The following is a 12,839-nucleotide window of genomic DNA, read 5'->3' as shown; positions in this document are numbered from 1 at the left end:
GGTGTCCCTTTTTTTCTCCCAGAAAGAAAACGATTCCCATGAGCATTCGCAGGCGTATGAATTTCTGCATATAAACCCCTGCAGAAAGCGGCTTATGACGGCACATCATGTCGTGCTGAAAAACCCTTCGTTTCAACAGGGGGGTTTTCACCTTAAAGTGACTGCAAGCCACACAGCGCACGATATCTGCAGGAGCCCGTCATGTCCCACGTTCTGGAAGAAAAACCTCAAGCCGCCAAACGCCCGCCGGTGGACGAACGCGCCAAACTGCCCGATGCCCCCTGGGCCGACAACGAGCGCCTGAAAGGCGGCAGCGCCTACCTGAAGGGCACCATCCGCGAAGACCTGAAGGATGGCCTGTCGGGCGGATTTCGGGGCGACAATTTCCAGCTGATCCGCTTTCACGGCATGTACGAGCAGGACGACCGCGACATCCGTGCCGAGCGTGTCTCGCAGAAACTGGAGCCACTCAAGAACGTGATGCTGCGCTGCCGTCTGCCCGGTGGCGTGATCAAGCCGCAGCAGTGGCTGGGCATCGACAAGTTTGCCTCCGAACAGACGCTCTATGGCAGCATCCGCCTGACCAACCGGCAGACCTTCCAGTTTCATGGTGTGCTGAAGGACCAGATCAAGCCGATGCACCAGTGGCTGCACCAGCTGGGGCTGGACAGCATTGCCACCGCCGGCGACGTGAACCGCAACGTGCTGTGCACCAGCAACCCGGTGGAATCGTCACTGCACCGCCAGGCATGGGAATGGGCGGCCCGCATTTCCGAGCACCTGTTGCCGCGCACGCGGGCCTATGCCGAAATCTGGCTGGATGGCGAAAAGCTCCATTCCACCGAAACCATGCCCGCCCAGCCCGTCATCGAAAAGGCGCTCAGTGGTGATGCCACCGAGCCGGTGCTGGGCAGGAACTATCTGCCCCGCAAATTCAAGACCACAGTGGTGATTCCGCCGCACAACGACGTGGACCTGCACGCCAACGACCTCAATTTCATTGCCATTGGCGAGGGCGACAGACTGCTGGGCTTCAACGTGCTGGTGGGCGGTGGCCTGTCGATGGAACATGGCAACACCCGCACCTACCCCAACGTGGCCCGGGAATTCGGCTTCATTTCGCTGGACAAGGTGCTCGATTGCGCCGCGGCCGTGGTGTCGGTGCAGCGCGACTGGGGCAATCGCAGCGACCGCAAGAATGCCAAGACCCGCTACACGCTGGAACGGGTGGGCACCGATGTGTTCATTGCCGAAGTGGAAAACCGCATGGGCGCAAAATTCGAGCCCATCCGCCCCTACCGGTTCACCACCCGCGGTGACCGCATCGGCTGGGTGCAGGGCGAGGAAGGCAACTGGCACCTGACACTGTTCATCGAGAATGGCCGGCTGCTGGATTATCCCGGACGCCCCCTCAAAACGGGCATGCGCGAAATCGCCAAAGTCCACCAGGGCGATTTCCGGCTGACCGCCAACCAGAACCTGATCGTGGCCAACGTGCCGGCGGCCGAGAAGGACCGCATCGAGGCCATTGCCCGCGAGCACGGGCTGATCAGCTCCCGGGTCAGCCGCCTGCGCGAAAACGCCATGGCCTGCGTGTCGCTGCCCACCTGCCCGCTGGCCATGGCCGAGGCCGAGCGCTTCCTGCCCACCTTCATCGACCACGTGGATGAACGGATGACCTGGCATGGCCTGCAGGACGACCACATCGTGCTGCGCGTCACCGGCTGCCCCAATGGCTGCGGCCGCGCCATGCTGGCCGAGATCGGTCTGGTGGGCAAGGCCGTGGGCCGCTACAACCTGTATGTGGGCGGCAACCGCGAGGGCACCCGCATCCCGCGGCTGTTCCGCGAGAACATCACCGAGCCGGAGATTCTGGACATCATCGATGGCTGGCTGGCCGACTGGGCGAAGCACCGCGAGCCCGATGAAGGCTTTGGCGATTTTGCGGTACGCACCGGCATCACGAAACCCGTGCTGGATGCCCCGCGTGATTTCTGGGAGGCGGCGGCCTGACATGTCCTGGTTTCCATTCTTTGCCGATCTGAACGACAAGCCGGTGCTGCTGGTGGGTGCCGGCGAGGTGGCCACCCGCAAGGCCGAGAGCCTGCTGGCCGCCGGTGCCCAGCTCCGGGTGGTGGCGCGAACGCTAGCCCCCGCCTTCGAACGGTGGCTGCAGGAAGGCCGCATCGCCTGGCTGGGCCGCACCTTCTCCCCGGCGCATCTGGACGGTGTTTTTCTGGTGACGTCCGCCACGGGCGATGCCGCAGTGGATGCCGACGTATTTGCCGCAGCCAGCGCCCGGCAGGTGTTCTGCAATACGGTCGACAGCCCCGAACACTGCAGCTTCATCGTGCCCGCCGTGGTGGACCGCGGCCCGCTGCAGGTAGCCATATCCAGCGGTGCCACCGCGCCCGTACTGGCCCGGTACTGGCGCCAGAAAATCGAGGTGATGCTGCCACAGCACACCGGTGCGCTGGCCACGCTGGCCGGCCAGTGGCGGCGGCAGGTGCAGGCCAGGCTGTCCGGCATGCGTGCGCGACGCCGCTTCTGGGAGCACATTTTTTCCGGCCCGGTGAACACGCTGGTGGCACAGGGCCAGCTGGAGGCAGCCAGCCAGTTCCTGGCGGCGCAGCTGGAAGCCAGTGCATCCACCGGCACCCCAGTCAACAAGGCAGAAACAATGACACATACAGCATCGATGTCACCGGACATCGCAGACCCGGCAATTTCTGCCAGCGGCCATGACGCCCCGGAGACCTTCCTGACGTCCCGGCGCCCCGCAGAACAGCGCGCCGCAGAACAGCCTCCTGTCACACCGGCCCCGATCCCGGCCCTTCACACCGGCGACCTCGTCGTGGTCGATGCCGGCAGCAGCGATCCCGGACAGCTGACGCTGCACGCCCTGCGCGCCCTGCAGGCAGCCGACCTCGTCGTGCATGACCCGGCCCTGGCCGATGGCATTCGCCAGCAGATCCGCAAGGATGCCGAAAAGCTTGCGCTGCCCGACGGAAACGGCGCCGGAACGGCACCTGCCCATCCCGTTCTGCACCGCTGGTCCACCCCCATGGACCTCGCCCAGCCCCACACCTTCGGCAGCCTGATCCCTGCCCCTGCAGGCGTCCCCTGTGCCACGCATGCAGCCAGCCATCATGCAGAAAGCGCTCATGCCCCACATGCCGCGGCCAGTGCGTTGCATACCCAGCGTCTGGTGGACGAAGCATGCTGGGGCAAACGGGTGGTCTGGCTGCGCGGCGGCTGCCACGATGCCCGCATCAATCATCTGGCCACCGCGCACACACCGGCACAGGCCGCCCCCCGGCTCGTGATGCTGCTGCAACAGGCCGGCGTTCCCTGGCGCCATGTACCCGGTGTGAGTGCAGCGCCCGCCACGCCCTGGCGAAATACGGGCGAAAGCACCGCGGCCATGTCCACGGCCGTGCCGGCTGTGCACGTTCCATCCGTGGCCAAAACACAACGACCACAGCGGCTGGCCGCCTGAAAACCGGCTGATTTCGTACTGCACGGCCCTTCAGAAAAAAATAGTTCGAGTATTGAGCATCAGGCTTCCTATAATGGTTGCAGGCGCCGTTCGGCACCGTGCCGGACGGCCCGTCCACCGGACCCTGCGCCATGCTCGTATCTCCTCACTCCATTCCCGACCAAAGCACGCTGAACACCGACGTCTGCATCGTCGGTGCCGGCCCCGCTGGCCTGGCAGCCGCCCAGGAGCTGCTCGACAGCGGCCTCGATGTCATCCTGCTCGAATCCGGCGGCGAAGAACCCGATGCCGCCACCCAGGATCTGGCGGCCGGCGTCTCGGAAGACACGCCCGATCTCTACCCCGACATCATCTGGTCGCACGACCGCCGCTTCGGCGGCACCTCGGTGCAATGGGACGTACGAGTCAACGGCACCACCAACTGCCACCTGGCCACCTTCGACCCCATCGACTTCCAGAAACGCGACTGGATGCCACACAGCGGCTGGCCCATCGATTACGACACGCTGCATCCGTATTACCTGCGGGCCATGAAGCTGTGGGAAACCGGCGTGGATTCGCTGGACATCATGCCGTGGGTGTCGGATGAGCGAAAACTGCTCGCATTCAAAAACGATGCCCTCGAAACCAAGCTGTACATGACGGGCTCGCAGGCCGCTCTGACCCAGGGCATCGGCGGCCGCGTGAAGGAAAGCAAAAACATCCGCCTGATCATGAAGGCCAACGCCGTCGAGCTGGACACCAACGAAAATGCCAGCACCGTCACCGGCGTGAAGGTAGCCTGTCTGGACGGGCGCCGTTTCACCGTGGCGGCCAGACAGGTCATTCTGGCGCAGGGGGGCTTTCAGGTACCCCGCCTGCTGCTGGCCTCCGACCGGGTGGCCAGGGATGGCCTGGGCAACGACCACGGGCTGGTCGGCCGCTTCCTGATGGACCGGCAGATCGTCAAGACCGGCATTCTCTACCCCAACGAGCCCATCTCACGCTTTGGCCTCTATGACCTGCAGCACCGCGGCATTGCCCACGTGCTGGGCAAACTGGCCATTCCGCAGCGCACGCTCGAAGAAAAACAGCTGATGAACGTCACCGTCGGGCTCAATGCCCAGCCGGCGTTCTCGCGCGTGCGGCTGGCACAGCGGCTGTTCGGCCGCGGCACCACCTTCCGCTCGCCCGCCTATTATTCGCTGCGCAAGCTGATGCGCGACGTGCGCGCCCGCCGCATGCCCGAGCGCCCCCTGCATCATCTGGGCAGGGTGCTGGGCGGGCTGGACGACCTGGTGTTCATCAAGGTGGCCCGCGCCCCGTGGCTGCAGATTCCATATAACCGCGACAGCGGTGGCTGGTACGAGGCCCCGCACCGCGACCAGTTCTTCAAGGTCATCGACCTCTACCAGATTGCCGAGCAGTCACCCGATCCGGACAACCGCATCACGCTGAGCAGCGAACGCGACGCCACCGGCATGCGCCGGCCCACCGTGCATTTCCGCTGGCGCGACCTCGACATCCGCAGTGCCCTGGGCTCGCAGGAAATCGTGAAGAACGCCCTCGAGGAGGCCGGCATCGGCCGCGTGCTGATGGAGCGGCGCGACGGCATGCCGCTGGTCACGCAGATGACGGCGCACCACCCGGCCGGAACGACCCGCATGGCCGACGAGCCCACCGAGGGCGTGGTGGACCGCAACTGCCGCGTCCACGGGGTGGACAACCTGTATGTAGCCAGCAGCGCCGTCTTTACCACCGGCGGCTGCGCGCCCCCGACGCTGACCATCGTGGCCCTGACCGTGCGCATCGTCGATGCCGTCAAGGCCAGTCTGGGCAAGGGCTGACGGGCGGACTGCAGCGTGCCCTTCCCGAAGGGCCACGGGCATCTCCGCCCCTGGCCCTTCGCATACGGACCCGCCTTTCCCCCATTTGCGAGCCCGCCAGCAGAACGGCGGCGATACCTGGGACCAGCTGGTCATTCGCGGCATGGAGGTGCAGAACCGCACCAACTACCGCCTGAACGGCTCCATGCCCATCATGAACTTCTCGCAGGTGCCCATGGAAAACAAGGCCCGCGTGGAAGTGCTCAAGGGCGCCTCGGCCCTGTACTACGGCTTCACCGCGCCGTCGGGCATCGTCAACTACGTCACCAAGCGGGCCGGCCTGCATCCGGTCACTTCGGTGGGCCTGCGCTTCGACAGCAACGGCACCGCGCTGGTCAGTGCCGACCTGGGCCGCCGCTTCGGTGACGAAGACCAGTACGCCCTGCGCCTGAACGCCGCCGGAGGCAGGCTGGGCAGCTATCTGGACGGCGTGGACGCCGGCAACCGCAGCTTCGTCTCGGCCGCCTTCGACTGGCGCGTCACCAGCCGCCTGATGCTGCAGGCCGACTTCGAATACGATCACCGCTGCGTGGTGGAACAGGCAGCCGTCACGCTGCCCACCGCCGTCAACGGCGTCATCACCCTTCCGCGCGCCGTCGATCCGAAGAAACTGGTCGGCCCCGACTGGTCCACCTTCCGTGCCGACACCACCAACCTGCAGCTGCGGGCCGACTACGCGCTCAACGACGCCTGGGCCCTGACGCTGGAAGCCGGCCGCTCGAAGGTGGACCGTGACCGCACGCTGCCCACCTTCCGCTTCACCAACGCCGCCGCCGTGGCCACCGGGGCTGGCAGCATCCGCGGCAACATGCAGAACAACGTCAACACGTCCGATCTGCTGCGTGCCGAACTGGCCGGCATCGTCGAGGCAGCCGGCATGACGCACAACATCACCGCCGGGGTGGCCAAGGCCGACAAGGAACAGGAGCCGGTCTACCAGCGCAACTACACCGCCACCGGCCAGAACCTGTACAACCCGGTCCGCCTGACCAACTACACGTTCACGGCCCGCCCGGCCAACCCGACCTCGCCGCTGCTCGAAACCACCGACCTCGGCGTGTACGCCATCGACCGCGTGGAAATCTCACCGGAATGGCAGGTCATCGGCGGTCTGCGCTACAGCAGGTACAAGAGCGACCAGGGCACCAACCACTACCGCGCCACAAAAACCACCCCGATGGCCTCGGTGGTCTACAAGCCGGCCGACGACCTGTCGTTCTACGCCTCCTACGGCAAGGCCCTGGAAGAAGGCGAAACCGCCCCCAACGGCTCGGCCAACCAGAACCAGCGCATGCGTCCGGGCGTGAGCGACCAGTACGAGGTGGGGGGCCGCTGGCAGATGCCCAACGGCACGCTGCTGTCGGCTGCACTGTTCAACATCAACCGGCCGGGCTACTACACCAACGCCCAGAACATCTTCACGGCCGATGGCGAGCAGCGCTACACCGGTCTGGAGCTGTCGGCCCAGGGCGAGCTGGTCAAGAACGTGAACTGGCAGTCGTCGCTGATGCTGCTGGATCCGAAGTTCCGCAAGATCAACGACCAGTACAACGGCAAGCTCCCCGAAAACGCCGCCAAACGCACGGCCAGCCTGTTCCTGTCGTATGACATCGACGCCCTGCCCGGCCTCTCGGTCAACGGCGGCGCCTATTACACCGGCCGTCGCCCGGTCAATGACCTGAACCAAGCCTGGCTGGGTGGCGTGACGCTCTACAGCGCCGGCGTGTCGTACCAGGCCCGCCTGTTCGAGCGCAACACCACCTGGCAGCTCAACATCGACAACCTGGCCAACAAGCAGTACTGGGCTGCCGCCGGCACCCGCCTGGCCGCCGGTGCGCCGCGTGTCATCAAGCTGGGGCTGAAGGTGGATCTGTAATCCGTTCAGGGGGGACGACCTCCCCCCGTTCCCAGAAAAGCTCAGGCGCCCAGCGTCGCCCCGCCGTCGATGACGATCTGCTGCATCGTGATGTGCCCGGCCTGGTCGGACGCGAGGAACAGCACGGCATCCGCAATGTCATCCGGCGTGGCGATCTTGCCCAGCGGGATGCCCAGTTTGTAGTCTTCGGGCAGCCCCTCGATCAAGCGTTTCTGCCCGGCCGGATCACCCAGCATGCCGGCCAGCATCGGGGTGTTGGTCGATCCCGGCGAGACGATGTTGCAGCGCACCCCAAAAGGTGCCATTTCCAGCGCCACCGTCTGGCTCATCGCGGCCATGGCCGCCTTCGAGGTGCAGTAGGCCAGCATGCCGATGCGCGGCACCACGGCCGCGTTCGACGCAATGTTGACGATGGCGCCGCGGCGCTGCGCCTTCAGTACCTGCGCCCACTGCTGAATCAGGTGGAAGGGGCCGGTGACGTTCACGTCCAGACATGCCTGCCAGTCGTCGGCGCTCAGCGTATCCAGCCCGCCCATGCGCAGCACGCCGGCGGCGTTGACCAGCACATCCAGCGAATCCCAGCGCTGGCGGATCTGGGCGCATACCCGTGCAATGGCGGCCGTATCCGTCAGGTCCACCTGCAGCTGGGTCAAGGCAGCGGCGCTGGCAGATGCAGAAGGGGAAGCGGAGGACTCATGGGCGCCTCCCGTACCGGGTTGCGACCCGGTGGGTGCCTGCCGGTCCAGGCCGATCACCTCGGCACCTTCCCCGACAAAGCGCTCGGCAATGCGTCGGCCTATGCCCTGGGCCGTGCCCGTGGCCAGGACGCGTTTTCCGGAAAACCGCCGGGTGGATGTTGAATTCATGGTCATGACAGGGGGCTCCCGTATGAGGTCGATTCAGGAAAATGAAAAACAGCCGCTGTCACCCGGGCGTGTCATGGACGCATTCGTCCCAGAGACATGCCCTTTGTGCGTGCAGGACCGGGCGGCAGGGCTGCGGTCGGATCAGTTTCCCGTGGATGTGATGTCCTTCGTGGCCCAGCCATACCAGCGCTCTACCGGCTGTTCAGATCAGTTCTCCGTGGATGTGATGATGTCCTGCGTAGCCAGCACCACCCCAGCCCGGGTGGCCACATACTGCAGGGCCATCCGGTGCTCGGCCTCGGAAAAATCGGCCACGGCATCACCCACCAGGAAGGGTTGTATATCCTTCATGAAGGCTTCCACGGCCGTGATCATGCAGCCGATGTGCGCATACACGCCCACGATGACCAGCTGGTCGCGTTGCTGTGCCTTCAGCCGCTCTGCCAGATCACTGCGCTGGAAGGCACTGTAGCGCCACTTGTCCAGCACCACATCACCGGCGGACGGTGCAATCTCCGGCACGATGGCCTGCTGGGCCGCATCTGCTGCCGGCAACCCGGGTCCCCACATGTCGTTGAGCAGGGCACGGTCGCCCGCGGGCTGCTGATGGGGCTGGGCCGTGTAGAACACAGGCACCCCGTGCCGGGCCGCCCACCGTTTGAGTGCGGCAATGTTGCCGATCAAGGTTTTCAGCAGTGCCGAATCCGGTTCGTAAAAGCGCAGAAAATACTGCTGCATGTCGTGAATCAGCAATGCGGCCCGGCCGGGCTGGAGTGCCCAGTTCACCTTGTTCTGCGGAAAACTGTCGGGCATGGGCAGCGAATAGCTGCAAATGGCAGGGATGGCCATGGTTCGGGAGTTGGGGATGAGGAAGGTTTCGTGGGAACGAAGAGCCCGTGACACACGCTACGAAATGCCGCAGGCATGCAGCATCGTGCGCTGCTTGGTCTGCACCTCGTTCCATTCCGAATGGGGGTCGGATTCGGCCACGATGCCGGCACCGGCGTAAATCTGCAGATGCTCGCCGTGCAACACGCCACTGCGGATGGTGATCACCCATTCACCATTGCCATCGGCGTCCATCCAGCCGGTGAATCCGGTGAACAGCCCCCGGTCGAAGGGTTCGATACTGCGGATCAGTGCGTTGGCCGCATCACGCGGCGTACCGCACACCGCAGGTGTGGGATGAATGGCGCAGGCCAGCTGCAGGGCATTGGCCGGCGGATCCTGCAACGTACCATGAATCTGCGTGGACAGGTGCCAAAGCGCAGCGGTACTGATCAGCGAAGGTGCCTCCGGTACCTGCAGGGTAGCGCAGAGTGGCGAGAGCCGCGCCCGGATGTCATCGGTCACGAAGCGGTGCTCGTGATGATCCTTGGACGAAGCAGACAGACGGTCCGCATGGATGCGGTCTGCCTCCGGATCGGGCAGGCGCCGGGCCGACCCCGCCAGCGGATTGGACTGCACCGTGTACTCGTGCCGCCGGATCAGAAGCTCCGGGCTGACGCCCACCAGATAACCGCCGTCGGGCAGCGGCACCTGCAGCAGGTAACCGCTGGGATTCTGCTGGCGCAACCGGCTGCGCAGCGCCTCCACGAACGGCGGCGCGGTGAACGTCAGACGGCTGGTGATGGCCAGCACCGCCTTGGCCGGTGCATGGGCGGCACAGGCTGCGGCTGCCCGGGCCACACCCGCCTCGAAACCTGCCTGGTCCGGCTGGGTCACCAGGCTTTTCAGCCCGGGCATGGAAGACACCACAGGGGTATCCCAGCTGGAAAGCCATTCGGCCTGCTGCGGGACGAACAGGCAGCTCGGCTGATGCACATCGAACGGCACGGCGCCCACCACGATCGGCCGGGCAATGCCCGCAGAACGGGCACGCCCAAACGCCTCACGGATATGCTGCTGCAGTGGACCGTCAGGCGAGGCACTCCCATCGGCAGGCGTCTGGATGACCTCCTGAACGCCCGCCGTACGCAGGGTATGAGGCCCATGCGAAAAAAGAAAAGCGGCGTCCGCGGGCATGGAATGCCCATGCCGAGCGAAGGGGTTATCGAGATCATCCCTGGCAGAAAACATGACAACCACCAATAGTAGAAATGCGTACGATTCTACATCGTGATGAGCGACCGTACAGTCGACGAGGTCAGAAGCTGAACCTCACCCCCATGCCAACCGTACGTGGTTCGAGCATGGAGGCAACGATCCCTCCAGCCGTACGGTCATCATATTTCAGCGTGGGCTTCTTCGCGTCGAACATGTTGTCCACGTAGCCATACAGCTCCCAGTCACGGGTGAGCTGCCATGAGCCCTGCACGTTGCCCACCGTGTACCCCCCTACCCGGTACGCGGCCAGGTTCTCGTCGGACGAGAAGTAGCCGTCACTGTGTCGAACGTCTGCATGCAGGGAAACCTGATCGGTGATGTTCCAGTCAAAGCCCGCCGACAGGGTATACCGGGGAGACGATCCAAACCGGTTGCCCACGAAGGCCTGGCCATCGAGGCTGGAAAACCGGTTGATACGGGTATGCAGATACCCCAGACTGCCACGCAGCTTCAGGCTGTCACTCACCTCATACGCAGCGCCCAGCTCGGCACCATAGGACTTTGCACGATCGGCATTGCGCACCACATTGCCGAACACGACGCCGTTCAGATAGTCCGGCACGACCGTCTGCGCATCCTTGTGCAGTGCATGAAACACGTTGGCATTGATCTGCAGCCGGTCATCCAGCGCCTTCATGCGCATGAACAGCTCCCGGTTGATGACCGTCTCCGGCGCAAATTCAAAGAACCTGCCCGACGCAAAGCTCAGCCCCGTTCCGCCGGGGTTGTAGCCCTTGTTCACCATGACCCCGGCCGTGAGCGCGGGGCTGAAATCGTAGGACAACGCCACTTTGGGAAGCACGGCATGGTAGCTGTGATCGAAGTCCAGCGCTGCCCGCGCGAGGCTGGATGTCCCCGTGCGCTTCACACTGTCATACTGGTAGCGAAGCCCGCCCGTCAGCATCCACGCAGGGGCGAAGCGCCAGCTGGCTTCGGAAAACACGCCCACGCTGCTCTTCACGTCGTGAAAGGACGACAATCCGCGCACATTGAGCCGGTCGTCCGATGTGACGTGGTCGTAGAAAACACCGGCAACACCACTGAGCTGGTCACGGGAATGCCCAAGGTTCAGACGAAGTTCATCGGAAATGTCCCGATAATCGATATTGCCCCCCCCCGTTCGTCCAGGGCACCGAATAACGGGTGGTTTTCCCGTCGGTGTACTGAAACTGGTTGTTGATGCTGGCCATGCCATCCAGATCATAGCGGGTATCGCTGACTGCCGTCCACGCCTGGGATTTGAACGTGGGCATGGTCAGCGTCCGGTTCTGCAGCTTGTCGTAAGGTGGCGCTGCCGCTTCGGTAGAAGGACGGTTGGTGCGTGTGTGTGCAACCGTGAGCTTCGATTCGAGCCCGGGTACCGCGGAAGGTGTCCAGAGAAGCTTGACGCGACCGTTGAAATCCTTGAGCCCCGTGTCCGTGTCCCCCTTGCTGTAGCGTGGATTGACGTAATCGATGAATGTGTCGCGCCCGCTGTAGTCGAGTGCAACCCGGGCGGCCAGCTCGTTGTCCAGCACCGGCCCCGAGAACATGACGGAAGCACGACGACTCTTCAGATTGCCCGCCTGGAGCTGCGCCTTCCCTTCCCGCTGGAAGGTTGGATCCTTGGTATGGACGATGATGGCACCCGCAATGCTGTTGGCGCCCTGCGCCGATGTCTGCGGCCCCCGGAACACCTCGACCGAATCCACATCCCAGATGGAAGTACCCCCGAATGTGGATTCCCAGTAACTGAGGTAATGGCCATCCAGGTTGATTCTGGCCCGCGGCACGGTACCGCCAAAGAAAGCACCCGAGCCCGAGTTCGACCCCTGTCCATCCGTCCCGCGAATGACGGGCGCCCCAACCGAACCGTTGTAGACGACATTGGGAATGTCCCGCAGCATGTCGTCAACTTTCCTGGCATCCGCCCTGGCCTTCATGTCCTGCGGGCGCACGACGACCACGGAGGAGGCGGTTTCGCGGACGCTGCGCTGGACTTTCTCACCGGTCACGGTGACTTCATCGAGCAGGGCCGGGCCCCTGCCCGTTGAAGCATCTGCCACCTGGGCCAGTGCGCCGGAAGAGGCACAACCCAGAACGACTGCCAGTGTCACATCTCTGAACGGAACGTGTACCGCAGCCGAAAATTCTTCGATCCTGTACATATCCTGATGTCTCCTTGTCGTGTGTCACAAGATTCCTGCAAAACCCGATTCCCATGATCATCATGGGGATCAATCGCTTTTCATAACAGCCTCCAGGCGCCCACGGAAAACAGTCCGAGGGCCGTCATGAACAGGGAGCCCACCACGTGCAGACCAATGGCAGTAACGGCCCACAACAACCTCCCCTGCTGAATGAGGGAGACGACTTCGGCGGAAAATGTGGAAAAAGTGGTGAGCCCTCCCAGAAACCCCGTGATCACGAACAGTCGCCACGCCGGCGCAAGGTCGGCACACAGCACCAGAGCCCCCGAGGCAACGCCAATCAGATACCCTCCCAGAAGATTGGCTACCAGCGTACCGGGAGGAACGGCAGGGAAAAGCGCGTTCAGTGCCAGCCCGAGTCCCCAGCGCAGGCATGCCCCCATGCTGGCGCCGGCCGATATGGCCAGCAGCTGCGTCATCAGATGAATGGAGCGCAAT

At 64.1% G+C, this 12,839-nt stretch carries 10 protein-coding genes; 4 read left to right on the top strand and 6 right to left on the bottom strand.

Translation table 11 applies throughout. The features are described 5' to 3' along the window. The first annotated feature begins 201 nt into the window (after nt 1–201). The 4 genes from cysI to EHV23_RS13885 all read left to right on the top strand — a co-directional run bounded on the left by cysI (nt 202) and on the right by EHV23_RS13885 (nt 7,240). A complete protein-coding gene (cysI, locus tag EHV23_RS13900) occupies nt 202–2,013 on the top strand; it encodes an assimilatory sulfite reductase (NADPH) hemoprotein subunit (protein ID WP_125096592.1) in 1,812 nt (603 codons plus the stop codon). 1 nt (nt 2,014) lies between these two features. Continuing rightward, nucleotides 2,015–3,499 (top strand): NAD(P)-dependent oxidoreductase, encoded by a 1,485-nt coding sequence (locus tag EHV23_RS13895; RefSeq protein ID WP_125096591.1) that lies wholly within the window; start codon nt 2,015–2,017, stop codon nt 3,497–3,499. A gap of 131 nt (nt 3,500–3,630) precedes the next feature. Beyond that, on the top strand, nt 3,631–5,325 hold the full coding sequence (locus EHV23_RS13890; protein WP_125096590.1) for a GMC oxidoreductase: 1,695 nt from the start codon (nt 3,631–3,633) through the stop codon (nt 5,323–5,325). Between the two features lie 85 nt (nt 5,326–5,410). Next, a complete protein-coding gene (locus EHV23_RS13885) occupies nt 5,411–7,240 on the top strand; it encodes a TonB-dependent siderophore receptor (RefSeq protein ID WP_238990465.1) in 1,830 nt (609 codons plus the stop codon). A 41-nt stretch (nt 7,241–7,281) separates the two neighbouring features. On the opposite strand, the gene dhbA is transcribed toward EHV23_RS13885, so the two are convergent. From dhbA to crcB, 6 genes are all read right to left on the bottom strand, one after another. Further along, nucleotides 7,282–8,106, bottom strand: a complete 825-nt coding sequence (gene dhbA / locus EHV23_RS13880; RefSeq protein ID WP_125096589.1) for a 2,3-dihydro-2,3-dihydroxybenzoate dehydrogenase — start codon at nt 8,104–8,106, stop codon at nt 7,282–7,284. A 207-nt stretch (nt 8,107–8,313) separates the two neighbouring features. Continuing rightward, the gene (locus tag EHV23_RS13875) at nt 8,314–8,955 is read right to left on the bottom strand and encodes an isochorismatase family protein (RefSeq protein WP_125096588.1); all 642 of its coding nucleotides are present in this window, start codon (nt 8,953–8,955) and stop codon (nt 8,314–8,316) included. A gap of 57 nt (nt 8,956–9,012) precedes the next feature. Beyond that, a complete protein-coding gene (locus EHV23_RS13870) occupies nt 9,013–10,131 on the bottom strand; it encodes an isochorismate synthase (protein WP_238990464.1) in 1,119 nt (372 codons plus the stop codon). A gap of 121 nt (nt 10,132–10,252) precedes the next feature. After that, nucleotides 10,253–11,407, bottom strand: coding sequence for a TonB-dependent receptor (locus EHV23_RS13865; protein ID WP_238990503.1), 1,155 nt, complete (start codon nt 11,405–11,407; stop codon nt 10,253–10,255). Next, nucleotides 11,292–12,359 (bottom strand): TonB-dependent receptor plug domain-containing protein, encoded by a 1,068-nt coding sequence (locus tag EHV23_RS13860; RefSeq protein WP_125096585.1) that lies wholly within the window; start codon nt 12,357–12,359, stop codon nt 11,292–11,294. The genes EHV23_RS13865 and EHV23_RS13860 overlap by 116 nt, the downstream gene beginning before the upstream one ends. Before the next feature lie 80 nt (nt 12,360–12,439). Further along, nucleotides 12,440–12,823, bottom strand: coding sequence for a fluoride efflux transporter CrcB (gene crcB / locus EHV23_RS13855; RefSeq protein ID WP_203229042.1), 384 nt, complete (start codon nt 12,821–12,823; stop codon nt 12,440–12,442). Between the last annotated feature and the right edge of the window lie 16 nt (nt 12,824–12,839).

This window comes from Lautropia dentalis, assembly GCF_003892345.1.
Lineage (GTDB): Bacteria > Pseudomonadota > Gammaproteobacteria > Burkholderiales > Burkholderiaceae_E > Lautropia > Lautropia dentalis.
Note: the sequence above shows the minus strand (reverse complement) of the source record. Positions and strands in the feature narration are given on the sequence as shown.

Excerpts from the sequence above, each read along its gene's own strand:
- cysI (WP_125096592.1), top strand. The coding sequence starts at position 202 with ATGTCCCACGTTCTGGAAGAAAAACCTCAAGCCGCCAAACGCCCGCCG.
- EHV23_RS13895 (WP_125096591.1), top strand. The coding sequence starts at position 2,015 with ATGTCCTGGTTTCCATTCTTTGCCGATCTGAACGACAAGCCGGTGCTG.
- EHV23_RS13890 (WP_125096590.1), top strand. The coding sequence starts at position 3,631 with ATGCTCGTATCTCCTCACTCCATTCCCGACCAAAGCACGCTGAACACC.
- dhbA (WP_125096589.1), bottom strand. The coding sequence starts at position 8,106 with ATGAATTCAACATCCACCCGGCGGTTTTCCGGAAAACGCGTCCTGGCC.
- EHV23_RS13875 (WP_125096588.1), bottom strand. The coding sequence starts at position 8,955 with ATGGCCATCCCTGCCATTTGCAGCTATTCGCTGCCCATGCCCGACAGT.
- EHV23_RS13870 (WP_238990464.1), bottom strand. The coding sequence starts at position 10,131 with ATGCCCGCGGACGCCGCTTTTCTTTTTTCGCATGGGCCTCATACCCTG.
- EHV23_RS13865 (WP_238990503.1), bottom strand. The coding sequence starts at position 11,407 with ATGGCATGGCCAGCATCAACAACCAGTTTCAGTACACCGACGGGAAAA.
- EHV23_RS13860 (WP_125096585.1), bottom strand. The coding sequence starts at position 12,359 with ATGTACAGGATCGAAGAATTTTCGGCTGCGGTACACGTTCCGTTCAGA.